This window comes from Pseudocolwellia antarctica, from assembly GCF_049933045.1.
Lineage (GTDB): Bacteria > Pseudomonadota > Gammaproteobacteria > Enterobacterales > Alteromonadaceae > Pseudocolwellia.
In genome coordinates this window covers 3,471,057-3,495,447 of sequence record NZ_CP187926.1, presented here as the reverse complement: position 1 = coordinate 3,495,447, position 24,391 = coordinate 3,471,057, and the positions used below count along the sequence as shown (strand labels likewise).

General features: G+C 34.2%; 24 protein-coding genes. 15 read left to right on the top strand and 9 right to left on the bottom strand.

From position 1 onward, the window contains the following. Positions 1–41: 41 nt before the first annotated feature. Both ACPUVN_RS15190 and ACPUVN_RS15185 read right to left on the bottom strand, forming a co-directional pair. Complete coding sequence (locus ACPUVN_RS15190; RefSeq protein WP_426369363.1) at positions 42–1,046, bottom strand: 1-aminocyclopropane-1-carboxylate deaminase/D-cysteine desulfhydrase; 1,005 nt, start codon at positions 1,044–1,046, stop codon at positions 42–44. A 96-nt stretch (positions 1,047–1,142) separates the two neighbouring features. Then, positions 1,143–1,454, bottom strand: a complete 312-nt coding sequence (locus tag ACPUVN_RS15185; protein WP_426369362.1) for a BolA family protein — start codon at positions 1,452–1,454, stop codon at positions 1,143–1,145. Between the two features lie 303 nt (positions 1,455–1,757). Between ACPUVN_RS15185 and ACPUVN_RS15180 the strand changes: the two genes are divergently transcribed. Beyond that, the gene (locus tag ACPUVN_RS15180; protein ID WP_426359495.1) at positions 1,758–2,906 is read left to right on the top strand and encodes an MltA domain-containing protein; all 1,149 of its coding nucleotides are present in this window, start codon (positions 1,758–1,760) and stop codon (positions 2,904–2,906) included. An 82-nt stretch (positions 2,907–2,988) separates the two neighbouring features. On the opposite strand, the gene ACPUVN_RS15175 is transcribed toward ACPUVN_RS15180, so the two are convergent. After that, positions 2,989–3,441 carry a TlpA family protein disulfide reductase gene (locus ACPUVN_RS15175; RefSeq protein ID WP_426369361.1) on the bottom strand — a complete coding sequence of 151 codons (453 nt, stop codon included), beginning with the start codon at positions 3,439–3,441 and terminating at the stop codon, positions 2,989–2,991. A gap of 206 nt (positions 3,442–3,647) precedes the next feature. Here ACPUVN_RS15175 and ACPUVN_RS15170 point away from each other — a divergent pair, with 206 nt between their 5' ends. Further along, positions 3,648–4,127: a hypothetical protein gene (locus ACPUVN_RS15170; RefSeq protein WP_426369360.1), complete on the top strand. Its 480-nt coding sequence runs from the start codon at positions 3,648–3,650 to the stop codon at positions 4,125–4,127. Positions 4,128–4,167: 40 nt separating this feature from the next. Here the strand turns inward: ACPUVN_RS15170 and ACPUVN_RS15165 are convergent, their stop codons facing one another. From ACPUVN_RS15165 to ACPUVN_RS15140, 6 genes are all read right to left on the bottom strand, one after another. Continuing rightward, complete coding sequence (locus ACPUVN_RS15165) at positions 4,168–4,527, bottom strand: hypothetical protein (protein ID WP_426359498.1); 360 nt, start codon at positions 4,525–4,527, stop codon at positions 4,168–4,170. Between the two features lie 133 nt (positions 4,528–4,660). Further along, positions 4,661–5,701 (bottom strand): XrtA/PEP-CTERM system-associated ATPase, encoded by a 1,041-nt coding sequence (locus ACPUVN_RS15160; RefSeq protein WP_426359499.1) that lies wholly within the window; start codon positions 5,699–5,701, stop codon positions 4,661–4,663. Between the two features lie 4 nt (positions 5,702–5,705). Then, the gene (locus tag ACPUVN_RS15155) at positions 5,706–7,283 is read right to left on the bottom strand and encodes a TIGR03016 family PEP-CTERM system-associated outer membrane protein (protein WP_426359500.1); all 1,578 of its coding nucleotides are present in this window, start codon (positions 7,281–7,283) and stop codon (positions 5,706–5,708) included. Beyond that, complete coding sequence (locus ACPUVN_RS15150; protein ID WP_426369359.1) at positions 7,246–8,091, bottom strand: XrtA-associated tyrosine autokinase; 846 nt, start codon at positions 8,089–8,091, stop codon at positions 7,246–7,248. Before ACPUVN_RS15150 ends, ACPUVN_RS15155 begins: the two co-directional genes overlap by 38 nt. 3 nt (positions 8,092–8,094) lie before the next feature. Then, complete coding sequence (locus ACPUVN_RS15145; RefSeq protein ID WP_426359502.1) at positions 8,095–9,684, bottom strand: XrtA system polysaccharide chain length determinant; 1,590 nt, start codon at positions 9,682–9,684, stop codon at positions 8,095–8,097. Positions 9,685–9,731: 47 nt separating this feature from the next. Then, positions 9,732–10,373, bottom strand: a complete 642-nt coding sequence (locus ACPUVN_RS15140; RefSeq protein WP_426359503.1) for an XrtA/PEP-CTERM system exopolysaccharide export protein — start codon at positions 10,371–10,373, stop codon at positions 9,732–9,734. A 215-nt stretch (positions 10,374–10,588) separates the two neighbouring features. Here ACPUVN_RS15140 and ACPUVN_RS15135 point away from each other — a divergent pair, with 215 nt between their 5' ends. From ACPUVN_RS15135 to ACPUVN_RS15075, 13 genes are all read left to right on the top strand, one after another. Further along, positions 10,589–11,992, top strand: coding sequence for a TIGR03013 family XrtA/PEP-CTERM system glycosyltransferase (locus tag ACPUVN_RS15135; protein WP_426359504.1), 1,404 nt, complete (start codon positions 10,589–10,591; stop codon positions 11,990–11,992). A gap of 29 nt (positions 11,993–12,021) precedes the next feature. Next, entirely contained in the window at positions 12,022–13,224 is a 1,203-nt protein-coding gene (locus tag ACPUVN_RS15130; protein WP_426369358.1) for a TIGR04063 family PEP-CTERM/XrtA system glycosyltransferase, read from the top strand. Further along, positions 13,224–14,351 (top strand): glycosyltransferase, encoded by a 1,128-nt coding sequence (locus ACPUVN_RS15125; RefSeq protein WP_426359506.1) that lies wholly within the window; start codon positions 13,224–13,226, stop codon positions 14,349–14,351. The genes ACPUVN_RS15130 and ACPUVN_RS15125 overlap by 1 nt, the downstream gene beginning before the upstream one ends. Further along, positions 14,332–14,853: a serine O-acetyltransferase gene (locus tag ACPUVN_RS15120; RefSeq protein ID WP_426369357.1), complete on the top strand. Its 522-nt coding sequence runs from the start codon at positions 14,332–14,334 to the stop codon at positions 14,851–14,853. Before ACPUVN_RS15125 ends, ACPUVN_RS15120 begins: the two co-directional genes overlap by 20 nt. After that, on the top strand, positions 14,847–15,989 hold the full coding sequence (locus ACPUVN_RS15115) for a glycosyltransferase family 2 protein (protein WP_426359508.1): 1,143 nt from the start codon (positions 14,847–14,849) through the stop codon (positions 15,987–15,989). Before ACPUVN_RS15120 ends, ACPUVN_RS15115 begins: the two co-directional genes overlap by 7 nt. After that, on the top strand, positions 15,989–17,152 hold the full coding sequence (locus tag ACPUVN_RS15110) for a hypothetical protein (protein ID WP_426359509.1): 1,164 nt from the start codon (positions 15,989–15,991) through the stop codon (positions 17,150–17,152). Before ACPUVN_RS15115 ends, ACPUVN_RS15110 begins: the two co-directional genes overlap by 1 nt. Positions 17,153–17,168: 16 nt before the next feature. Beyond that, entirely contained in the window at positions 17,169–18,167 is a 999-nt protein-coding gene (locus tag ACPUVN_RS15105) for a polysaccharide deacetylase family protein (RefSeq protein WP_426369356.1), read from the top strand. 2 nt (positions 18,168–18,169) lie between these two features. Continuing rightward, positions 18,170–19,516, top strand: a complete 1,347-nt coding sequence (locus tag ACPUVN_RS15100; RefSeq protein WP_426359511.1) for a phenylacetate--CoA ligase family protein — start codon at positions 18,170–18,172, stop codon at positions 19,514–19,516. A 20-nt stretch (positions 19,517–19,536) separates the two neighbouring features. Then, a complete protein-coding gene (locus tag ACPUVN_RS15095) occupies positions 19,537–20,613 on the top strand; it encodes a glycosyltransferase family 4 protein (protein ID WP_426369355.1) in 1,077 nt (358 codons plus the stop codon). Positions 20,614–20,640: 27 nt separating this feature from the next. Continuing rightward, a complete protein-coding gene (locus ACPUVN_RS15090; RefSeq protein ID WP_426369354.1) occupies positions 20,641–21,564 on the top strand; it encodes a glycosyltransferase family 2 protein in 924 nt (307 codons plus the stop codon). Positions 21,565–21,641: 77 nt separating this feature from the next. After that, positions 21,642–22,517, top strand: coding sequence for an oligosaccharide flippase family protein (locus ACPUVN_RS15085; RefSeq protein ID WP_426369353.1), 876 nt, complete (start codon positions 21,642–21,644; stop codon positions 22,515–22,517). Beyond that, positions 22,510–23,157, top strand: a complete 648-nt coding sequence (locus tag ACPUVN_RS15080; RefSeq protein ID WP_426369352.1) for a polysaccharide biosynthesis C-terminal domain-containing protein — start codon at positions 22,510–22,512, stop codon at positions 23,155–23,157. The genes ACPUVN_RS15085 and ACPUVN_RS15080 overlap by 8 nt, the downstream gene beginning before the upstream one ends. Before the next feature lie 105 nt (positions 23,158–23,262). Further along, positions 23,263–24,357 (top strand): acyltransferase family protein, encoded by a 1,095-nt coding sequence (locus ACPUVN_RS15075; RefSeq protein WP_426369351.1) that lies wholly within the window; start codon positions 23,263–23,265, stop codon positions 24,355–24,357. Positions 24,358–24,391: the final 34 nt, after the last annotated feature.

Sequence of the window (24,391 nt, the reverse complement as noted above, 5' to 3'; positions counted from 1 at the left end):
ATTCTTTTGGTGGTATTGTGATTAAAAACGCAACAAATTGTTTAAAACATCTCTGGGTATTTCCGTTTGTAACGAGGTAACATGGTTTGATTACCAACTAAACCACCTTGATGAAGATAGAAAATAGCGCTTGAGCTAGATGCTGTAATTTTTTCACTTGAATCACTCTCTAAATATTCAAGTAAGCATTGCCAACCGATAGGATCATACAATAAATCAAATTCAATCTCTGTTTCTTGCAATAACTGATGCCATAACTGATAGTGGCTTTGGTTGATCTTACCAAAATGAAACTTTTTACTGTTTTTTAATATTGTTGGCCAATGGGATTTATTACTATTAAGTTCGTTAAATTGTTTTTCTAGATAACTCTCATCTCCAACACAAGGGCAGGTTAATACTTCAATAGAAACATTATTTTCTTTAAACCAAGTTTGTAAAAATAGCGCTGTGGTGCCTGTTCCTGAAGGGAACATTATTTGTATTTTGTTATGGTTTTCAAAAAGACGATGATTATGGCAATAATCTGCGACTTCTTGAGCTAAGGTGTTGATACCTATTTGAGCTAGAGAATGACGACCTCCTTCAGGAATAAACAACGTATTACTTGGCAGATTTTTTGAAAATGAAGCCATTATGCTATCAAGGTTTTCTGTTTTTACGGCTGAATTAATATTCATACTTGATAGTAAATCATCATCCAATTCAATAATGTTTGCACCTAGCGCTATCGCTTGTCCGTAATTCCCCAACGTCGAATCTTTTAACCAAGTAGGAATGCGGCTAACGTAATAATTAAGTTGCCAACCTTTAAGAAAAGCTAAAGCGGCTAAAGAATATAAAGAGTTGGCTTGAATTGAACCGTAACTAACAAGATGAGTTATATTAGCTAAATCTTGATTTTGTTGAAGGTAATAAGCAAACTTACGCGCTTTATTACCTGAGAAATGAGTATTGAGTAGATCATCACGTTTGATGTAAATACTGTGTCCAGCAACGTTTACTTTTTCAATAGGGGATACAGATAGAGTAGCCGTGACCTTCATGAATTCTCCATCTGTGAGCTGTGTTTATGCGAATTAATCTTAGTATTCATTATTAGTACTGGGTGAAGCTAAAGAGTCAATACGATAAAAGCACTATCAGCTTTTAGAGCCACCAGCACAAGCAGGAGAAAGTGTTGCTGTATGACCTTTGTCTTCCCATTCTTTTGGTGTAAAGGTATGAAGAGCTAAAGCATGTATTTCGTTGGCAAGCTCATGTGCGAGCAAGCTGTTTATTTTTCGATGTCTACCTATTAATCGTAAGCCTTCAAATACTTCTGTAACAATAACCACTCTGAAGTGACTTGTTGTAGAGCTTCCACCATGATTATGACTTTCGTTTTCAATCTCTAAAAATAACGGGGAGAATTCAGCTTGTAATTTTGTTTGTAAAGTATTTTCAATAGTCATAAGTTAAACCAATAGAGGAGCAAAATTAATAAGAAATCTATTATGACAGCTTGTTGTTTTAGGAGCAAAGTAGAAGGAACGTAAAATAAGAAGGTAAATAGAATGCTGTCAGCCATTTTATTGATTTATCTAACTTAATATTTCTTTTGGTTGGTGTTTATTTCACAAATATAACAGGCGTTTATTTGAGTTTATGTCGAGAGCTTTATTGTTATTTTCTGAAACAAAATAGATCAATTAAGTAATGAAAAACCTCTTACTTTTAAGCTACTATGCTATTGATTACTTCACTTGGGTTTTTTCATGCTAAATAAATTTTTCTTAATATTATTTCTTCTATCTTCTAACTTTAGTCTTTTAAATACTTCGTACGCTTTTGATTTTGTAGAAGTTAAATCTAATGAAATAGGTGATGGCTTGGCTCTTGATTTAGGTGTAATGAGAAACTTTAAAGGTAGTCAATTATGTTCAGTAGCCGAAAACACCAAAACCTATATTAATAATCACAGTGATGATACTTTTGCTGTAAAAGCGGGTGATGTTTTTGGGCAAAAAATTTCGTTAGATCAAGTAAAAGTTACACTCGATTTTATCTGTGAAATATACCGTGATGATCTCAAAGCAGAAAGGCAGAGTCGATTACATGATACTGACTTTTTAGAACAAAATTTTGTTTTTTATCGTTGGATGCCAGATGTTAAAACGGCAAAAAAAATCGCTATTAAAAGTACAAATGCTGTTAAATCTAGAATGTTAAATAATATTCCTGATGATGAGATATTTCTAACTAAATATTACACCAAAACACTAACGGCTAGCCCCATAAGAACAGATGAATATAACCAGGCACTTTATGCTCTACCAGCAGACGAATTAGACCTTACACTTGAAGAAGCCAATAAAGACAAAACGTTAACGCGGTTTAAGTATACTCGCCAAGAAGTTATTAATGGAGCACTACTTAAAGGTGATTTAGCTAAACCGTTAGTGTGGATTAGTGAAGAGTCATTACATGATGTTTTATTGCAAGGCACAGGCGTACTTACGGTAAACAACGAGTTACGTTACTTCAATGTTCATCGTAATAACGGTATTGCTTATGATTACAGTATAGGAAAAAGAGAACAGGCACGTTATTGGTACTTTGCTGAAGTCCCAAGCATTATGGGCTATGGCAAAACATTGGCGAGTAAAATTGCTGTTAAACCCCATGTCACTTTTGCGGGCAATGTAAAAGATCTTGGTCTGGGGAAACTTTTCTTAGTGAGCTTTGTAGAGCAGGGCGAAAGAGTCAGTCGAATGGGAGTTCTAGCCGATCAAGGTGGCGCATTCGACAATAATTTATTTCAATTAGATTTATTAGTAGATAGCTATAAAGGCTGGGAAGATTATCATCAAGCTAATAAAACTATGCCTGACTATGCGCAAGCCTGGTTGTTGCTGAAAAAGTAACATTAGGTTAATTGCTTTAGTAAGCAAAAAGAACAAGCTTGACTGCTTTTACTTATTCTCTGAAAAATAAGAAAGTGAAGGATTACTCTTTCATAAATTCTTGCAGTTCTAATTCATATGCTTTTTGTTTTGCTTCTGTAAAACCTATATGAGCATTAACGAGCTCACCATCCTTATTAAATATGTAACTGCTTGGCATACCTTGTACTTTATATTGCTTAGCTAGCCTACCTTTAGGATCGTAAATAATTGAAAAGTTAGCGGGTGTATTGGTTAAAAATTCAGTCGCGAGCTCTTTATTTTGATCAAGGTTAATACTGATTATTTTCAAATTATCATATTTACTTTGCATCTCGTTCATCCAAGGGAATGATTTGCGGCAAGGACCGCACCACGAAGCCCAGAAATCGACGTAAATAACACTACCCTTATGTTGTTGTAATAGTTCTTGTAACTGCTCAGAAGAAGACTTAGCAAAGCTGTTATTTGAAAAGAAAAGAAAAAGAAGAGCTAAAATTGGTAGAGATCTAAACATGATATTATCCAACATAAAGTTTGATGTTATTTAAACATGGGGTGGCATGAATGAAAAGTAACCTTTACCAAAATAAGAGTGGCGTATTCTTAAATAATAATGACTAGTTGTTACAACAAGCTAAAATAGTTACCGAAAGTTATTAAGTAAAACTATATAAGCCTAATAAGCGTTAAATATACAAGTTTAAATGAGTGAGAAGCAAAATGAGTTTATATCCTAAAATATTGATCCCATTGTTAACGTTAATGTGCAGTTTTAACGCATTATCAGCGGAAGAAAAGGATTTGTCGGAACATCAAGAGTGGTTAAAAAGTAAGTTTGCAGAACAGCATAAGCAATTAGTTCCTATTGTTGCTGTTGCTGATATACTTTTTGCTTGTAACAAAGTGAATGATCAAGGCTATGGTGGTTATTCGTTAGATATTTTGATCACCAAAATGGATAAAGCTCAATTAGCTGGAAAATTGAGTAGTTGTTTGGGGGATGAATCTGTTAGCTCGGAACGGGCTATTAATTATGGCTTATTAGGGTGTTTTAGTGATCAGTTGAATGATTTACCCGCTAATGAAAAAAGTGAAAGGATGACCTTGGTTAAAAAGGCAATAAATTCGCTTTCTTTAGAAGAGAAAAAGAAAAGTTTTACACAATGTGTAACGGATCAGTCAATTTCATACTTACAGTAAAAGTAGCTGTTAGAGAAGAACATATTAAGCCAAGCTTAGGTTATTTAGGCTTCTGGTCACGATTAAATGAACTAGGTAAAATATCTACACCTACCATTTTACCTATTTTGATTAATATAGGGATCGTAATAGGGGCGAAAGGTAATACAGCAAAAACACCTAGCCCTAAACCTTTTAAAATATCGACAAATTGTTTATTTGCTAAAACTATTTCTTCTGGAGTTGCTTGTCTCTTTGTGTATTTTCTATAAATACTCAGCATTTCTTTTGTTTCTGCTTTTTCTTGAGATAGAGCAAGCTTAAGCCTGACCATTTGACGCTTTAATTTTGAGTAGGTACGCCTTCGGCTTATTGATGACACTCGGATGGGCGCTCTTACAAAATGGATCCATACTTTCATTCTAAGTAGTCTCGTTATATCCAAAAGATTAAGCGGGTGTGTTTGATTTGAAGTGACATTGTTGGTGATTTATAAGTAAGCTTAATGTGCAAATAAAAAATGAGCTTAAATCAAAGCTCATTTTTTATGTTTCTTATTCTTTATCGTCAAAATTAGTTTCAGCATATAGCCTGTTTTTATGTTTCAATAACTTATCGACATATCGAGCCATCTTGATTTTTTGTTTAATAGAAGTCTCTAATATTTCTTCAACTTCTCGTAAAACATCTTTAATGTTTTCTACTTTCTCAGGAGAGTTTACAACAACTTGTTGTTGCTGTGATGGTTCATTACTTTCTAGCGTATTATTGTTAATAGAGCCTGTTAATTCCATCTCCATTTCAACCGCGACTTCTTTTATAGCCGTTTCATCAATGCAGGATAATTCTTCTAAAAATCCAAAAAGTAATAGACGATCGACAAAAATGTTTATTTTTCTAGGTACACCTAATGTTTTCTCATAAATGATCGCAAAAGCTGATTCTGAAAATACATTTTCTCGTGTACAGCCCGCTTGTAGAAGTCGATGGTTAATATATTCTTTAACTTCTTCTTCTGTTAAAGGCTTTAGATGAGCAGAAGCAATAATTCTTTGTCTGAATTGCTCCATTGTCGGTGCTTGAATAATACCTTTCAACTCTTCTTGTCCGAGTAAAAAGCTTTGTATAAGTGGTTTATTATCTAACTGGAAGTTAGATAGCATTCTTAATTCTTCCACTGTTTCGAGCGGCAGGTTTTGTGCTTCATCCACTAACAACAAAGCTTTTTTACCTTGTTGGTGTAAAGAGATTAAGAATTTTTCAATAGCTTGTAGTAACTCAGCTTTACTTTTTCCTGTTGATTGAATATTAAACTCTGATATTACAAGTTCTAATAATTCAACAGGATCAAGTTTAGTTGTTACCAATTGAGCTGCAACAATTTTAGAGTCAGTAATGTTATTAAGCAGATTACGGGCTAATGTCGATTTCCCTGTCCCTATAGGGCCAGTGATCACAATAAAACCTTCACCTTGGTCTAATCCATATTGAAGATAAGACATGGCTCTTTGGTGATGATTAGAGGCAAAGAAGAAACGTGGATCAGGACTTAGCTGAAACGGACGTTCTTTAAATCCATAATAACTCTCGTACATGCTGCTATAAAACCTTTTTCAATTCTAAACTGATGCGATTCTCTTTATACACAAAGTCTGCAAAATTAGAGGCCCTGTTTAAATGCGAGAAGCTTACATCAAATGTTAATGTTTTATTAAGCTCTCGATTGTAACTCACTTTGTAGTATCTATACTGACTATTTCTTTCTTGGGGGAAACCTATCACATCATCAGTTTTGGTATATGTAGTAGTAAAGTCTACAGTAGAGTAACGGCTAACATTTCTAGAAACTCTAAAGTCAGCTGATTCTCTTAAGCTTTTAATTTGTGTCGCTAGATTTTCTCTATCACTTCTCTCTACGTTTAATGAAAAGGTAGTACGTCTAAGATTCAGTACTGAATTCCACGAAAAAGTTTTATACAAAGAGAAAGATTCATCTTCAGTGATAACAAGTGGTATATCTTGCTGTGGATCAATAATAAGTGCTTCTTGTACTAACGCAAAGCAATCTGTAGTTGCATCACTGAATGAGCAAAGGTCACCATCAATTAGAAAATTGAAGTTATCACGTGTAAATACCTGCAGCGATTCACTGTATGAAATAGTGTTGGTTAATCGTTTATTAGAATGGCTTAAATTAAAATTATAACTATCACCATAAAAACGCTGTGATACACCTGCATTTAATGAAGTGCGTTGTGTTGGTTGCCAACTTACATTTACATCGTAGTAGTTATCCTGTTGATCATCATCTTCAACTGAATTGTCATTAACAGGGATGTTGTAAGAAACATCGGCAGTAAGTCGCGTTGCTATTAACCATCTGAAACCAGCACCGTATGAATTGGATTCAGATGTCGTACCATTACCTACATTACCAGAGTTATCTTCATCATAATAACGTATAAATGGATTGAATTGATAAGGAGTAATGTAACCTACTTTAAATTCACTTTGATACGAACGGCCATTACTACTGTTATTTTTTCTTTCTAAATAGTTATTGGTAATATCCCAGAATATGGGTGCTGAATTTGTACCATTTTGTGAATTCAATATTGCAGAATAACCTTCATTTTCACCAATGTTGTCTTCAGATTTAGTCGTATTATAAATCAAATTAGTGTCTAAGCTATATTTGCTATTATCAACAGAATAAGACAACCCACCCGAATATCTTTCTACTTGAACGGTGTCACCAAAAACGATATCAGCATAAATGTTATTAGCTGTATTTCTTGGTTCATTGGTAATTGATGCATTACCAATAAGTGATAAGCCGTTAGTCCATAATTGAATGTCGGCATTACTTGTTAAATTATAATAGATGTCATTAAAGTCGCTATCATGACTATATGTAGCGTTTATAGCTTCAAAATCGATATTATACGAAGTGCTTGCACTATTATAATTTGTGACCAAGCCTAAACTTGTTTGATTAACGAAACTCGAGTCTTCATTCTGAGTATCGTTATTAATGTTATCAGAATAAGTTTCATTAGTTTTTATCGATGGTTCAAAAGTCCACTCATTAGCAGATACTAATGAGGGAGTTAATAATAAAGCAGCGAGTAAATAAACGTTACGCTTTTGAACCATATCCATAGCCGTAATAGCCATACATATCCTTATGAGATTTTATTGCTTTGTTTAATACTATACCTAAAGCTAAATCATCACTTAAGTTTTCAGTAGCTTTTTGAATATCAGAAAGTTGTGTTTTTGATTCTTCAACCACTACAATTGCTTGCCCCATTAAATTGGCAAGTACGAGAGTTTCAGTTACACCAATTAATGGTGGGCAATCAAAAATTACGATTCTATCAGGGTAACGTTCCGCTAACTCTTTTGCTAACGATTCCATTTTATCACTGGCTAATAGCTCATTAGATAAATGGTGAGGTTCACCTGCAGGAATAACTTTTAACTTATCTATATTCGTATTGTAGATAATGTCAGCAATAGTTTCTTTTTCACCAAGTAAATACTCAATTAAACCAGGTACGTTACCGACACCTAGTTCACGATTAATACTTGGTCTAAGTACGTCAGCATCAATAAGTAATACAGTTTTATCTTGCTCAAGAGCAATACTTAAAGCTAAGTTAATTGAAACAAAGGTTTTACCTTCATTAGGCTTAGAACTACTCACCATAACTAAGTTGCTGTTGTCTAATGTTTTAGACGCAGCACCAAATGCATTGTTTAGTAGTTTGCGTTTGATTTGCCTAAATTCATCTTTAATGCTTTTACGTGTACCGTTATCAATTAAATAACCTCTTTCTTCAAGAGACTTTTTATCAATATTAAGAATATCCGCTGGGCTGCTTACAACTTGTTCAAATTCTTGGTGAGAAGTAGTTACTTCTTTTTTTATCTGAGCTTCAGCATTATTCTGCTTGGCTAGTGCCTTTTCTATAGTACTCATAAGTTACAGAAACCCTCTTAATGGTGCTTTGATTGCTTCAGGGTAAAGCGCATAAGCTAAAAATACAGCCAGTAGCATTAACAATAATACATTTGAAAGTACAAAGATTAAGGTCTTTTTCCTATGCCACTTTTGAAGCCCTAAGTTTTCAGAGGCTGAAACTATACCGAAAATAGGAATACCCGTTAATCTTGCTACCTGACTACTTGATGTAACAATAGGATTAATTTGGCTAACAAGAAGTGATAACCCAGTTCCTGCTCCTACACCTAAGAAGAGTATTGCTATAGTAAACAATATACGTTTCGGTCCTACTGCATCAGTAGAAACTCTAGGTGGCTCAATTACATTAAACTTGATTTTACTATTAGAGTCATCTGCTTGTTTAGCTAGTTGAGCTGTTTCTCTTCTCGTTAGTAACTCTTCATATTTTTCTTTAGTAATATTATAGCCACGGTTAAGAGCAACCAATTCAGCTTCTATTTCAGGTAAAATATGGATTTTACTTTCTAGGTCAACAACTTCTTTTCTGTAGTTGTCGGCTCTAACAGTGAAAGAAGCAACTTGAGTTTCTAGTTGATTAATCTGCATCAATATCCCTTGAGTTACAGGGCTTTGGCTTGAAGAATAACTAGCGTTATCATTTGTTGACTCATTAAGATATTGATCAATTTCATCACTACGTTTCTTAGTTAAATGAGCTAATCTATTTTGTATTTCTTTAACGTCAGGATGTTTTTCTGTATATCTTACCAGTAAGCTATCTAATGATGACTCTAACTCTGAAATACGTTCATCGTATGTCGTTTCGATTGAGTTATTGTTTTTGATATTATTAGATGTTTTATTTGACTCACTATTTTGATCAGGTAATTGTGCTTTAGCTGATGCTAATTGAGTCTCTGTTTCTAATAATCCTAGCTCAATAGACTTCAATTGATCTTTAGCAATTGTCAGCTTTTGATAATAACCGCCATATTGATTAGGCAGTACATCATTATATTTTTGTTTAAAATCAGTTAAACGACTTTCCGCTGCAAGTAGACGACTTTCATAATCGTTTATTTGTGTGGTTAAGAATTTTTGTGCTGAATCTGAGTCGTTTCTATTTTCACCAATAGTTGTTTCAATAAATACAGTTAATACCGCTTGAACAACATCTCTAGCCATTTCAGGGTCTTGATCTTCAAAAGATATGCGGAAAATATTTTGACGTTTCCCACCCGTTTTTTTGATGATAATCCCTTTTTTCAAAGCATCAATTAGGCTTTCATATTCTTTGTCATTATTCACACGTACATCAAAATCTGTCATACGAGTAATACGTTCAAGATTAGTTCGGCTTAATAGTGTTTTAACCATAAGCTGAATTTGTGCTTCTGTATTTGTCTCAATAGTGATCCCTTTTAGTAAAGGCCCTAAAATAGACTGTGTATCAGCAAATACGATTGCTTCTGATTCATAGACATCATCGAGTTGGGCAACAAAAATCCATCCTATAGGGCAGATTATCCACGTACATAACATTAAATATCTACGTTTGTTCCAAATACCTTTGAGATAATCTACCGCTTGTTCAATTATATCTTGCATTCCCGACCTCTAAATATGGGATAAAATATTGTTATAAAAACTTTCATTTAAAACCATGTTTCAGGAATAACAATAATATCGCCAGGCAATACATCAACATTAGCTGATATTTGACCATTCTTTATTAAATCATTAATAAATATTTGATATTGCTTTTGAACGCCATCTTCTACGCGAACAAGTACTGAACTGTTTCCATTAGCAAATTCAGTTAAACCACCAACACCAATCATTACATCAAGTAAAGTCATGTGCTGAGTGTAGTTAATTGCTCTAGGTGTTGAAGCTTCACCTATTACTCTAATTTGTTCACTAAAAGGACCGTTAAATTCATTAACCGTTACCGTTACTACGGGTTCTTTTATGTAAGTACTTAAAATACTTTCAACTGTTCTAGCTAATTCTGTTGGTGTTTTACCTGAAACTTCGATGTCTTCAACTAAAGATGTTGTGATCATGCCATCAGGTCTTACAGTAAATGTTCCTGAAACTTCAGGGTTACGCCATACAAAAATATTAACTACATCTCCTGCGCCAATTAAATATTTATATGAAGCTACATCGGTAGTTGTTGAAGAGTGAACTGTCGCTGAAGGAAGTGTTGAATTTGTAGATGCACAGCCCGAAATCAGTTGAGCAGTTAGTAAAAATCCAATAAATATTATTCGTTTAATTAAGCAATTATCCATGGTTGCAACCTTTATTATCAAAACCAAATTTATATATGTTCTTATAATTATATTTGATTTCCATCTAGGATGCACATCATTTAAGTGATGTTAAATTTTATCGATATTGTTACTATATAAGTATGTGTCTTTACATTTGCTGTACTATCCATTGTAATACGCCCAAATTCTAAAAGCTTCAATATACCCACTGCTTAAAGGAAAGTTTAGAACCTATGTCTAGCCCTAATTTACGAGATATGTCCACAGGTAACCAAGTTGTTGTTTTGGTTGAGTTTGTTTTATTCTCTGGCGCTTTTTTACTTACCCATTATGTAAATGATTTATACAACTTGATTCAAGATACCTCTATTACCACAGGAGCTCTTTCCCTTCACGCCGTACTTTTTGCTTTAATAATACAGTTGTCTTCACTTGCCTTAGGTTTATATGACTCTAAATTAAGAGAAAATTTTAGAGGTGTTTCTAGACGAGTTTTAGTCTCTATAGCGGTTGCTTTTTTTATAGTGACACTTACCAACCCTTTTTATGGCGATAATGCATTGCCTGTAAATTTATTGGCTGTTGCCTCTTTACTGAGTCTTATTTGGGGCTGTGGTTTTCGTTATATTACTTTGAAATTAGATTTTTTTGGTTTTAATAAGCGTAAAGTTTTAGTTTTAGGTGCTGGGCAACGAGCTTCTATTATTGAAAAACGTATGAGAAGAGATGTTGACCGACAAGGATTTCATGTACATGGCTTTATCGTTATGGAAGGTGATCTTGACGGTGGTGTTGTTAACGAAAATCGTATTGTATTTGATGCTTCTTTAGTTAATTACGTACTTGAAAATGAAATTGATGAGATTGTAGTAGCAAGTGATGAAAGACGAAACAATTTACCAGTAGATGAACTATTCGCATGTAAAATTCGTGGCGTAGAAATCACTGAAATATTAGATTTCATTGAAAGAGAAACAGCTCAAATAGCTGTGAATCTTATTTACCCAAGTTGGGTTATATATTCAAATGGTTTTGCTTCAGCGAATCATTTACGAAATACATTAGATTGGATCTTTAATGCGAGCATGGGGCTACTCTTGCTATCTGTTACTTGGCCTATAATGTTGATCACAGCTATTTTAATAAAGCTTGATGAAGGGTTAAATGCGCCTATTTTTTATCTTCAAGAGCGTGTTGGTTTAGATGGTGAAGCTTTTAATATTTTCAAATTTCGTAGTATGAGACTAGATGCCGAAAAAGACGGTGCACAAATGGCTCAGCTGAATGATGATAGAACGACGAAAATTGGTAAATTTATCAGAAAATATAGAATTGATGAGTTACCACAAATTTATAATGTTATTAAAGGCGATATGGGATTTGTAGGGCCGAGACCTGAAAGACCTGAGTTTGTTCAGCAATTGATCAAAAACATTCCGTATTTCAATGAAAGACATAATGTTAAACCCGGCTTAACAGGTTGGGCTCAGTTAAAATACCCTTATGGATCTACTGAGAAAGACTCATTAGAAAAACTGAAATACGACTTATATTATATTAAACACCGTAGCTTTTTATTAGATTTACTTATTTTGATCAGAACGGTCGAAATAGTGTTGTTTGGTAAAGGTAGGTAACCGTTAGGTTTAAATTATAAGGCTTCAAATTGAAAATTTTACATATATTAGAATATTCACGCCCTAACATTAGTGGCTATTCATTAAGATCTGACGCTATCATTAGGCATCAAAGAAAGATTGGTATTGTTACCAAGCAGCTTACCAGTCAAAGATATCAAGACTTCAAGGAAATGGAAGAAAATGTTGATGGAGTAATATATGAACGCACTCAAGCATCACAATCTTTTTTAACAAAAATCCCATTTGTAAATTACTTACATCATATTAACCATTTAGCTAAAAGAATAGAGCAAGCGGTTATTGCAGATAAGCCAGATGTTATTCAAACACATTCTCCTATGTTTAATGCCCTAGCGGCAATTAAAGTAGGTAAAAAATACAACATACCTGTGACTTATGAAGTAAGAGCTTTATGGGAAGATGCGGCTGTTGATACAGGAAAAACTACTGAAGGTAGCTTAAAATACAAAACAATCAAAGCTATCGAACAAAGTGCTTTTGATAAAGCTGATGCGGTAAGTTGTATATGTAATGGCTTAAAGGAAGACTTAATCAAGCGCGGTATTCCAGAGTCTAAACTTTATGTTACGCCTAATGCGGTTGATATCGATAACTTTAAACCTTTATATCAACGTAACGCTGAATTAGAGAAATTATTTAATTTAGCGAACAAAAAAGTGGTTGCATTTGTTGGTACATTTTTTAAATACGAAGGCCTATCTTACGCTATAGATGCCATAAACATCATATCTAAAACTCGAGACGATATTCATTTATTACTTGTAGGTGCAGGTAATGAATTAGAGAACTTACAGAAACAAGTGACAGCATTAAATTTAGAAAAATTTGTAACTTTTGTTGGTCGAGTGCCTTTTGAAAATGTAGGCGATTATTATAGCTTAGCTGACGTTATGGTATTCCCGCGTGAGAGTATCCGATTAACAGAATTAGTAACACCACTTAAGCCTTTAGAGTCTATGGCGCAATTTAAGCCCGTTATCGCTTCAGATATTGGTGGCCACAGAGAACTTATAAACCATAACAAAACAGGCTTTCTGTTTGAAGCCGACAATTCAGATGCATTAGCTAATACTATTTTAAATGTAATTGATGACACTCAACTATTAACGCAAATAAGTGAAGCTGGATTGGTGTATGTTACAGAAGAAAGGAATTGGTTAAATACAGCGAAACAGTATCTTCCAGTTTACGAGAGACTGGCTAAGTAATGTCTGCGCAAAGTAAAAATGTATTAATCATTACTAACTTGTATCCTGTACCTTGGGGACCTAATCGGGCAAGCTTTAATAAACAACAGTTTGATTTTTTAGGTAAAAGTAACGATGTGAAAATTGTATTGTTACTTCCTTGGACTGAATGGTTTAAAAATCGTTCAGTGTGCAAATCGAATGATAGCCTTCAATATTGCCCATATTTTTATATACCTAAAATAGGTCGAAGATTGGTTCCTTTTTTCCAAGCTTTTTCATTGTTTTTTATGTTGCCTTGGATGAAGAAACAAAAGTCAGACATTCTATATACATCGTGGGGATTTCCCGATGCAGTAGCATCCTCTATGATCAACAAATGGTTAAAGCTGCCTTTATTCGTAAAAGTTCATGGCACTGATGTTAATGAAAATACGTTATTCCCCTCTAGACGTAAGCTCATTAAAAAATGGCTTTCGAAAGCTAATACCATATTTTGTGCTAGCCAAGCATTAGCTGATTCTCTTGAAGATACGGGCATTGCTAAAGAACAACTGTTAGTGAATTACAATGGCGTGAATCGTGAAATATTCTATCCGAGTGATCAGTTATCAAATGAAAAACGTATCATCTTTGTAGGTAGCTTGATCCCAACGAAAGGGGTTAATGAATTAGTCTCAGCTTTTGAAGGTGTGCAAGCAAATAACCCTGATGTGATCTTAGATATTATAGGTGAAGGTCCTTTAAAAGAGTCTATCCAGCAACGTGCTCAATCTCATCATTTAAATATTAATCTGCATGGTTCAATTCCTTTAAATATAGTTGCTGAGAAAGTTAGAACCAGCGCATTACTTGTTTTACCTAGTTATCGTGAAGGTGTGCCCAATGTGTTGCTCGAAGCCTTTGCATGTGGGATCCCCGTTGTTGCAACTACAGTAGGCGGAATACCTGAGGTAGTGACAGAAGATGTGGGCTTATTGGTTGAATCTAAAAATACAATTCAGCTAGAAAAGGCAATTGCAGAAGCGTTAACTACGGATTGGGAACAAAGCAAGATCTTGAAGCATTCAAGTAGGTTTGATTGGCAACAAAACGTAGAGTGTGTTCTACAAAGAATGGAAGTAGCTAATGCAATATCTAAAAAGTGATATAAAACGTAAACAACAGATATTAATGGGCGAAGGTTATCAAGTATCTACCTTTAGAACATTGATGAGTGATGGCACTTCGGCTAACTTTTTTTACAGAGCTACTCAGTTCTTAATGAAGTATCGTTTATCTCCTCTTGCCATAATCACTCTTTGGTTAAATAGAGTGATTAATGGGTGTGTTATTGGCGCTCAAGCTACGTTTGATAAAGGTTTTGTGATAATGCACCCTGTGGGTGTAGTTATAAATTCGAAAGTACGTGGCGGAATTGATATTACTGTTGAAAGCGGCGTAGTTATTGGCGACGAAAAAGGTAAAGCTCCATTATTGGGGAATAACATTTTTATAGGGGCAGGAGCAAAAATTATTGGTGGTATTACTATTGGTGACAACGTTAAAGTTGGCGCTAATGCTGTTGTAGTTAAAGACGTACCGAGCAATGTTACTGTTGTCGGTATTCCCGCAAGAATAATTAATAAACCTCAGGATGAAAAATGCTAACCCTATTTTGGATTTCTCTAGTTGTATTGGCGTATTCGTATTTTATTTTCCCATTATTGTTAAAAATCTTTGTTACTCCAAAAAGTATTGAAAGCACAGATATTCAAGAATATCCTGATGTTGATATAATTATCGCAGCATATAATGAAGAATCTTGTATAAAAGAGCGTATTGAAAATGCACTAGCTCAAGAGTATGCAGGTAACTTAAATGTACTTGTTGCTTCAGATGGTAGTAAAGATAATACAGGCGCTATTATTACACGTTTCACAGATCCAAGAGTTAAAGCTTTTAACTTTGAAGAGAATCGAGGGAAAATATCAATTCTCAATGATCTTGTAGCTGAATCACAAGCTGAATTCTTAGTTTTTACTGATGCTAATACCGAATTTGAAACTAATGCTGTTGATGTACTTATTAAGAGCTTTTCAGAGAAAACAGGTGCAGTTTCGGGTGAACTTTTATTAATTACTGATGATGGTAATCAGAATAAAGATGGCTTGTATTGGAAGTACGAACAATTCCTCAAAAAATGTGAATCTGCTCTAGGTGGTATATTAGGCGCAAACGGCGCTATTTATGCTATTCGAAAAGAGTTATATATACCTCTATCTAAAGACACAATTGTTGATGATTTTTGTATAGCGATGAATGTTAAAAAGCAGGGCTATGATGTTTTATATAATGATAAAGCTATCGCTTCAGAAGAAGTTGCGCCATCTTTGAATGATGAAATTGGGCGTAGAGTAAGAATTGGAGTGGGTAATTATAAAGCCTTCAACAGTAATTTATGGGCACTATCACCCACTCAAGGTTGGTTTAGTTTTTGTTATTGGTCTCATAAAGTATTTCGATGGTATGCACCTCACTTAATGGTATTGGTGTTTATCGCTAACTTCTTTTTATTAGGTGAGCCTTTATATGTTGCTCTTTTAATTGGGCAAGTAGCTTTTTATACTATTGGCTGGTATGGCACCAAAAAGATCAGTCAAGGAGTTAAAGTCGGTAGTGTAGTGGCTATTATTAGCTTCTTTTTATCTATGAATACCGCATTAGGCAAAGGCTTTATATTATTTTTAAAAGGTCAAAAAAACGGTGGCTGGCAACGTACAGCACGACAAGGAGAAACTAAATAATGTTAGGTTTTATCACTGTATTATTATTGTTAGCTGGAAGTACTTTATTTTGGCTCGTATTAAAAAAGAAAAATATGGATATGTGGTTTTTCCCCTATTTAAAAAATAGATTAAATAAACCGAAAACGGATAAACCTATTCATGTTTTATTTTGTTTTGTCGATCATTTCGAACCTCAATGGAAAAATCGCGATAATATCGAATTAGAGCGTAAAAGAGTTGATCGTTGGTTTAAAGATTACCCTTTAATGGCTGAGCAACATAAAGATGCTGATGGTGTTATGCCAAAGCACTCGTTTTTCTACCCAGAAGAAGAGTACAGGCATGAGCATTTAGCTAAGTTATCGGATATGTGTTATCGCGGCTTTGGTGAAATAGAAATACATTTACACCACGATAATGATACGCCAGAAAACTTCACTAAAGTAATGACTGATTTTGCCAATAAATTACATCATGACCATGGTGCTTTACCTGTTCATCCTGAAACTGAGCAAATAATGTATGCCTTTATTCATGGTAACTGGTCACTTGATAACTCACTTCCTGATGGTTACATGTGTGGAATAGATAATGAACTTGCTTTACTAAATCAAACAGGTTGTTATGTTGATATGACACTGCCTGCAACACCAAGTCCTGCACAAACAAGTAAAGTTAATTCTATTTATTACGCAACTGGAAGACCAGGTATGTGTAAAAGTCATGATAGTGGCGTTGATGTTGAAGTAGGCAAAGAAGAATCTGGCGATATCATGTTAATTCAAGGACCTATCGGAATTAACTTTAAATGGCGAACGCCAAAAGGTTTACCTCATGTAGAAAATGCTGATGTGAGAAAAGCTTGTCCACCACTTAAAAGTAGAATTGATCAATGGGTTAGTTCGCATATACATGTGAAAGGTCGACCAGAATGGACTTTTATAAAAGTGCATACCCACGGTACACAAGAAAATGATATGGATACCTTATTAGGGCAGCCTCGTCATAATATGCATACCTATTTAGAAACAAAATATAATGATGGTGAAAATTATATACTTCATTATGTTTCAGCAAGAGAAATGTACAATATTGCTAAAGCCGCAGAGGCTGGAAAGGATGGAAATCCTAATGAGTACAGAGACTTTATTTTAGCTAAACCGACATTTAAGCAGCTATAGCTGTATGGGAGCTAGGATGCTTAAAAATGTTAAACATGCAGTCGGCAAATGTATCGCTAATGCAGTTCTGCCAAATGGACTTTACTGTTTTAACTATCATCGGATAGGCGAAGCTAGTCTAACCGAATATGACCCTAATGTTTTTAGCTGTGATGAAGCTAATTTTTCTGAACATATGTTGTATTTAAAGAAGAATTTCACCGTTGTCAGTATTGATGATCTTTCTGAAATATTGAATGGAAAAATTCGAGATAAAAGGTATGCATTAATTACTTTTGATGATGGTTATATAGATAATTACAGTAAAGCCTTTCCTATATTGCTAGAAAACAAAATAGCGTCTACTTTCTTTTTAGCCACAAACTTCATGAATAATGCCGAAATTCCATGGTGGGATAGAATTGCCTACTTGGTTCGTCATGCTCAAGTTGATGAAGTTAAGCTCACAAACTGGTCTGAAAGTATTGTGCTATCTAAAGACAATGTTTCGAACAGTATTAGACAAGTTCTCGATCTCGTTAAAGTTAATAATGGTTCAACTATTGAAGAGATACTCATAGAGTTAGAGCAAAAACTACAAATACCTGATACAAAACTTGTGGATAAAGAACCACTTTTCATGACTTGGGATATGGCGAGAGAAATGAGTGATGCGGGTATGGCGTTTGGTTCACAAACCTGTAGTCATAGAATCATGTCTCACTTAAGTATTGAAGAGCAAGATCATGAAGCGAAAGCTTCTAAAGAGCTTATAGAAAAAGAACTCAATACAAGTATTAAGGCTTTTGCTTATCCTGTAGGTGGTAAAGACAGCTTTACAGCAGACACAGTTAAAATCATAAAAAAATATTATCAAATCTCATTTTCTTTTATTTCAGGTATAAACACCTCTAAGAATTTAGATGAATTTTGTATAGAAAGAATTTCTGTCGACAGCAATTGTAACGCCACACAATTATCCCATAAGTTATTAAAGCTCTTATTAAGAAAACTGCATAAGAGTGTTTGGAAGTAAAAATGAATTATAAAAAATTTTTTATTAAAGTATTGTTTCCTTTCTACTATACAACCTTGAAAAAAAGTAATGTCGTTGAAAAGGTTAATCAGGCAAACGAGCGTCTATTATGGAAGCAGGACGAACTTAAAACATACCAGTGGCAGCAACTTGAAAAACTACTCCACTTTTGTTGGGACAATGTACCTTACTACAAGCGTGTCTGGCAGAGTGTTGGTATTGAATCTGTAGAACAAATTGACAGTCTTGAAAAGTTCTCAACATTACCAGCATTAACGAAACAAGATGTTATGACTTACTATGACGAACTTGTGCCTGCTTGCAATAAAGCAACAAACATCAAAAAATCTACAGGTGGCTCTACAGGACAACCTTTTCATTTTGAATTAAATATGGAAAGCCACGAAGCCAGGTTAGCTATAGCTTGGCGCGGATATGGTGAAGTTGGTGCTGATTTAGGTACTAAAGCTGTATATTTATGGGGTGCGAGCTTAGGTAATGTATCTGCCTTTCGCCAGCTTAAAGAAGATCTTTATCATCGTTTTTTTAATAATTACATGCTGAACTCTTTTGAGATGAACAGCAGTAATATTGATGAATATGCAAAGCGTATCAATAAAATAAAACCTGATGCCATCGTAAGTTACGTAAATCCTCTTGTTGAATTAGCAAAATACATTATCGCTAATAATATCAAAATGCATCAGCCAAAGACTATTGTCACAGGAGCTGAAGCACTTTATGAGCATCAAAGAGAATTAATCGAAAAAGCATTTAATTGTCCTGTTCATAATACCTATGGCTGTCGTGAAGTGATGCTTATTTCTTCTGAATGTAAAAAACAGCAAGGCTTACACATCAACATTGATCAACTCGTGGTTGAAACCCTTGTTGATGGCAAAAGTGTCATGGGAGAAAGTGGTGATATTGCCATAACGGATCTAACAAATTACGGTATGCCACTCATTCGATACCTTAATGGTGATTGTGCAACCTTATCTCATGAGACATGTGACTGTGGCAATCCATTACCTATGATGAATTCAGTTGATGGGCGGAAGTTAGATATTATAAAATGCCCTAATGGTCAGCTACTTCCTGGAGAGTTATTTCCACATATGTTTAAAGACTTCTCTTGGATCGCAAAATTTCAAGTGGTGCAAACAGAATTAGAATCTATTAACGTAAAAATTGTACTTAATGATCAAAGTACATCGCCAGACTTTCAGCCAATAGAGAAAATAATCAATAAATATTCGGAAGATAGTTTAGCCATTAATTTTGATATTGTAGATGATATTCCTTTAACACCTTCAGGTAAAAGACGAGTAACAGTGTGCAAAATATAGAAAGCACATCAGGAGAAAACGTGACTATTAAACCTAAAAGTGTGCTGCATATATTATCAAGTTTAAATATAGGTGGGGCAGAGCGTTTTGTTATCGACTTAGCTATTGAACAACGTCAGTCATTAAAACTTAACAGTGCTATTTTGTCTTTTGGTGAAGAGGATGATGTTTTAGTTGCTGAATGTATAAAAAACAACATCCCAGTACATTTTGTTAAAGGCAGTCGATTAGAAAAAATACAAACATTTAAACGTGTGGTAAGCGAGTTTGATGTTTTACATTTTCATTCACCCTTCACCTTATTGTTTACTTGTTATAGCCCAATATTATGTAGACGAAAAAAAGTTATTTATACACGTCACGGAGCTGAACCATTTAATCAGTTTAAGTGGCGAGTTATGCATAAAATTACTCACTCCATTGTTGATCAAATAACTTTCGTTTCAAATGAAGGACAGACGGTTTTTGGTCAAGTAAATGGTTGGCAAAGTAAACCACAGTCAGTAGTTGATAATGGAATTTTAATTCCGAAAGAAAATAATCGACAAGCGCTTGATCAACAAAACCTTAAAATAAAATTAGGCTCCGTAGCTAGAATGGTGCCTTTGAAAAATCAGATCTGTTTATTAAAAGCTATTTCATCAATGCCTGAAGTATTAGCAAATAAATTTGAAGTTCACTTTTTTGGTAATGGTCCATGTGAAGAGCTATTAAAGTCTGCTGCAGCTGAGAGTAAACTAGTTGATAATACTCATTTTCATGGCATGTTAGTCGACCGAGAAAACATATATAAACATATCGATGTCATGATTGTTACATCCGAGATGGAAGGATTATCCATTGCCATTTTAGAAGCTATGGCGCGAAGTATACCTGTGCTAGCGACTAAAGTCGGTGGAAATCCTAAACTCGTGCAAAGTAATGTAACAGGTCAGTTATTTAACTATGACGATGATAAAGAGCTTTCAAGACTGTTAACTGATATAGCCGAAAACCCTCAACTTATTGAAAAGTGGGGGAGTGAAGCTTATCAACTAGTGGAACAATATTACTCACTAGAAACAGTCGCACAAAAATATATGATGCTTTATAGCTAATTGAACATTAATCATTAAGGACTCTGCATGAACGCATTAGTTTCTGTTGTCATACCTGTATATAACGGGGCTGAATACCTAGAAGCAACGGTTAATACTATTTTAGCCCAAGACTACGATAACGTTGAAATATTGCTAATTAACGATGGTAGTAAAGACAACTCTGAACAATTGATAAATACCTTAGTAGAAAACCATAGCTCTATTAAAGGCTTTCACAAACAAAATGGTGGTGTGGCGGCAGCTCGAAACTACGGCATAGAAAGAGCAGGTGGAGATCTTGTCGCTTTTTGTGATCAAGATGACTTTTGGTTACCGACTAAGTTAAGCAAACAAGTCCCTTTATTCGAAAATCCTAAAGTAGGTCTCGTTTATTGCGGCGCTATCGCTGACTATGCACATCTAAACAAGCAAGATAAGCCAAGTTTTGAACGTAAGTATCGCGGTGATGTGTTCGATAGGCTTATTCAAGTAAACATGTTCACGTGCTGTACAGCCATTGCACGTAAGAGCTTATTGAAAGAAACACAAGCATTTGATGACGAACGTAGCCTAATGGGAGTAGATGACTGGTTAGCATGGTTAAAACTTTCTTTAGTTTGTGAGCTTGATTTTGTACCTGAACATTTAGCCATTCATGTATTCCATGGTGATAACTATTCATCAAATGAAGAAAAAATGCATGCTGCTGAGTTAGTCTGTTTAGATAAAATTCAACCAATGGCTGAGAAACATAATAAGACCGTTGATTGGAATGAGATAAAACAGAACCTACATGTTAGATACGCCAATACCTATATTTACAATGGGATGTTTAACCTAGCAGGTGACACTCTGCTCAAAGCATCTAAATTGAAAAACAACAGTAAATTGTCAGTAAAAGGGAGATTGTTTAAAATAGTCCCTAATTTTATTTGGCAATTAATACAAAAAACAAAACGCGCTATCTAATTTGTTAAATAGCGTAAAAGACAAAGCCATTATCTACAAAGAGTTAATTATGAATGTTTTTCCACGAGTACTGAATAATGAGTACTAAAAAACTATTTTTTAAGAGTTCCATTTTTCGATTTATAGAAAGAATAGTATTAGTTGTATCTTCATTATTACTTACTCCTTACTTTATCAATGTACTTGGCGCTAATGGATACGGATTTTGGTTATTGATTCTTTCGATAATTGGCTGGTTTAATGTGATTGAACTAGGCTTTCCGTCAGCAGTTCAACGCCATACTATATTAGCGTTGGAAAAAGATGACCCTGTAGAAGTTAATACCGTTTTTTCTACCAGCATAGTGCTTTTTGGTTGTCTTGGTCTCGCTGCTGTTGCTTTGTTGGCTTGTGTTGCACTATTTTCAGCTGATTTTTTTGGCTCTAGTGTTGATGCTGATGCCCTCAAAATGGCTTTATTCGTATTATCTGCAAAGATAATCATGGATTTTCTAATGAACCCTTTTCATGGTTTCATTACTGCTTTCTTAAGACTAGATATTGACTCTAATTTGGTTATGGTAAATGTATTAATAAAGTCTATTTTAATCTTCTTATTAATACCAACCATGAACATTTGGGGAGCAATAATAGCGACTCTTTTTGCTGATGTATTAACGAATGGAGTGAAGATTTATTACATAAAGAAGCTTTATCCAGCCATGAAATTCAGCTTCAAGTTAGTCTCGAAAGAAGAGTTAAAGTCACTTTTTGCGTTTTCTAAGCATGTAGTAGCAAACGGTGTTGCTAACACCTTAAATTCAAAAGCTGATCCGTTTATCGTTACTAAGCTTATTGGTCTTTCATCTGTTGCTGTTTATGGTGTGGCTAATCGCTTAGCTGAACATATTAAGTCATTTGTGTTCACTGTGAATGGTTTCTTATCTCCTGTTTTTATGAGAAAAAATGTCTAAAAATGAAAGTTTAGATGAGTTATTTCATAATGCGATAATGATTAACTTGTTTTTTGCGACACTGTTTTCAGCGCCTTTAATTATTTTAGGAAAAGCTTTTATCGTACTTTGGGTTGGTGAAGAGTTTGAGTCAGCTGCATATATTCTTTATTTCTTAATTTTCACCTTCTTTTGTCAGGCAATTTATACTTCAGTTAATCAAGTTTTATTGGCACAGGCTCAACATAAGTATATTTCATTAGTGAGTCTTTTTGGGGCCATAACTAATATCTCATTATCAATTGTACTTGGTTTGAAGTATGGACTCGTTGGTGTCGCTATCGGGACTTCAATCGGCTCTTTTATCGCAAATGTTGTGCTAAGCTTATGGTTATATAGTTTTTATAATCAGTTAAAGCTTTGGTTGATCATACGTAAACTATTTTGGGCTAACTTCTTAGTTTTTGGTGTTGGTTTGTGGCTTGCGCTTGTTGTTATGACAACAATTTCTTGGTTCGAACTTGTTATATGTGGCGCACTAAGTTTTGCTATCTTCTTGATACTTAGTTGGCTATTAGTACTAGACAAAAACTTAAGAAAGATATCTGGAGATTATTTTCTGTCTATTAGTAAAAAAATAATTTCTAAGAGATCAAATTAATTTTGATAAGTTGTTTTTATTTTAGTGATAATAGTTTGGGTTTTAAATTGAAGCCATTCAAGACTTAAGTCTTCTATTATATAACTCTCTTCTGGAGAAGAAGTTTTGCGCAAATCTTTAGCATGTTTTTTAGAGTCGAGAGATAATAATTTCAATTTAGTCCGTTTTATTGCAGCTTTTGGTGTGTTACTTAGTCATAGCTATGCTTTGTCTATAGGTAATAATGCTACTGAGCCTTTTAAACAACTCGTTAATATGTCATTCGGGCATATTGCTGTTGATATTTTTTTCATCTCGAGTGGTTTTTTAATTGCTAATAGTTTATTTGTTAAAAAGGATTTAGCTAATTTCTTGTGGGCAAGGTTTCTTCGTATTTATCCCGGCTTATTTATAGCTGTAATATTTTGTGTATTTATTGTAGGCGCATTCTTCACAAGTTATTCATTAATACAGTATCTAACAGATGCTCAAACTTATATTTTCCTTATAAAAAATACAGTACTATTTTTTGGCGAGGAAGCTAGTTTACCTGGTGTATTCGAATCTTTACCTTGGTCGGGAGTTGTAAATGGCTCTTTGTGGACATTACCGTTTGAGGTTAAAGCTTATTGTCTTCTCGTCTTTTTTAGCATTGCGATTAATCGTTTACTCATTTGGTCGAATGGCGCGTTAAATGAACGTTTAATATATTTATTAATACCTCTGCTTGGTATGCTAATTTATATTACTAATCATTTTTTTACTTTCTTACCTATTTCATATTTTGCTTCTGAAGATTTTAGATTGTACTCATTGTTTTTTATTGGAACTGCATGTTACATTTTTAAGGATTATTTGATACTTTCCGAGCAAATATTTTATCCTATACTCTTTACTTTACTTGCCTCTTCAATAAACACTGAACTCTTTTTTGTTGTTTATAATGTCACTATCTTTTATGTCATATTCTATATCGCCTATATCCCTAAAGGTTGGATCCGAGGATTTAACAAATATGGTGATTACTCTTATGGTATATATATCTATGCTTGGCCAGTACAACAAAGTGTTATTGCTTTTATACCTGGGGTTAATGTTTTAGAGCTATGTGTTTATTCTTTTATTGGGACTATGTTTATATCTTATCTCTCTTGGCATCTTGTTGAAAAAAAGGCGTTGAAATTTAAAGGGAAAATACCATTTAACTTTAAAAAATCATGAGTGTTTTTATTTTTTATCAAGAGTGTTTAAGCAA

What these genes read in the sequence shown, in the direction of transcription:
- ACPUVN_RS15115 (WP_426359508.1), top strand. Translation starts at nt 14,847, where the DNA reads ATGCTAACCCTATTTTGGATTTCTCTAGTTGTATTGGCGTATTCGTAT.
- ACPUVN_RS15080 (WP_426369352.1), top strand. Translation starts at nt 22,510, where the DNA reads ATGTCTAAAAATGAAAGTTTAGATGAGTTATTTCATAATGCGATAATG.
- ACPUVN_RS15155 (WP_426359500.1), bottom strand. Translation starts at nt 7,283, where the DNA reads ATGGCTATTACGGCTATGGATATGGTTCAAAAGCGTAACGTTTATTTA.
- ACPUVN_RS15150 (WP_426369359.1), bottom strand. Translation starts at nt 8,091, where the DNA reads ATGAGTACTATAGAAAAGGCACTAGCCAAGCAGAATAATGCTGAAGCT.
- ACPUVN_RS15190 (WP_426369363.1), bottom strand. Translation starts at nt 1,046, where the DNA reads ATGAAGGTCACGGCTACTCTATCTGTATCCCCTATTGAAAAAGTAAAC.
- ACPUVN_RS15175 (WP_426369361.1), bottom strand. Translation starts at nt 3,441, where the DNA reads ATGTTTAGATCTCTACCAATTTTAGCTCTTCTTTTTCTTTTCTTTTCA.
- ACPUVN_RS15125 (WP_426359506.1), top strand. Translation starts at nt 13,224, where the DNA reads ATGTCTGCGCAAAGTAAAAATGTATTAATCATTACTAACTTGTATCCT.
- ACPUVN_RS15160 (WP_426359499.1), bottom strand. Translation starts at nt 5,701, where the DNA reads ATGTACGAGAGTTATTATGGATTTAAAGAACGTCCGTTTCAGCTAAGT.
- ACPUVN_RS15180 (WP_426359495.1), top strand. Translation starts at nt 1,758, where the DNA reads ATGCTAAATAAATTTTTCTTAATATTATTTCTTCTATCTTCTAACTTT.
- ACPUVN_RS15140 (WP_426359503.1), bottom strand. Translation starts at nt 10,373, where the DNA reads ATGGATAATTGCTTAATTAAACGAATAATATTTATTGGATTTTTACTA.
- ACPUVN_RS15110 (WP_426359509.1), top strand. Translation starts at nt 15,989, where the DNA reads ATGTTAGGTTTTATCACTGTATTATTATTGTTAGCTGGAAGTACTTTA.
- ACPUVN_RS15120 (WP_426369357.1), top strand. Translation starts at nt 14,332, where the DNA reads ATGCAATATCTAAAAAGTGATATAAAACGTAAACAACAGATATTAATG.
- ACPUVN_RS15105 (WP_426369356.1), top strand. Translation starts at nt 17,169, where the DNA reads ATGCTTAAAAATGTTAAACATGCAGTCGGCAAATGTATCGCTAATGCA.
- ACPUVN_RS15135 (WP_426359504.1), top strand. Translation starts at nt 10,589, where the DNA reads ATGTCTAGCCCTAATTTACGAGATATGTCCACAGGTAACCAAGTTGTT.
- ACPUVN_RS15185 (WP_426369362.1), bottom strand. Translation starts at nt 1,454, where the DNA reads ATGACTATTGAAAATACTTTACAAACAAAATTACAAGCTGAATTCTCC.
- ACPUVN_RS15085 (WP_426369353.1), top strand. Translation starts at nt 21,642, where the DNA reads ATGAGTACTAAAAAACTATTTTTTAAGAGTTCCATTTTTCGATTTATA.
- ACPUVN_RS15145 (WP_426359502.1), bottom strand. Translation starts at nt 9,684, where the DNA reads ATGCAAGATATAATTGAACAAGCGGTAGATTATCTCAAAGGTATTTGG.
- ACPUVN_RS15165 (WP_426359498.1), bottom strand. Translation starts at nt 4,527, where the DNA reads ATGAAAGTATGGATCCATTTTGTAAGAGCGCCCATCCGAGTGTCATCA.
- ACPUVN_RS15100 (WP_426359511.1), top strand. Translation starts at nt 18,170, where the DNA reads ATGAATTATAAAAAATTTTTTATTAAAGTATTGTTTCCTTTCTACTAT.
- ACPUVN_RS15090 (WP_426369354.1), top strand. Translation starts at nt 20,641, where the DNA reads ATGAACGCATTAGTTTCTGTTGTCATACCTGTATATAACGGGGCTGAA.
- ACPUVN_RS15170 (WP_426369360.1), top strand. Translation starts at nt 3,648, where the DNA reads ATGAGTTTATATCCTAAAATATTGATCCCATTGTTAACGTTAATGTGC.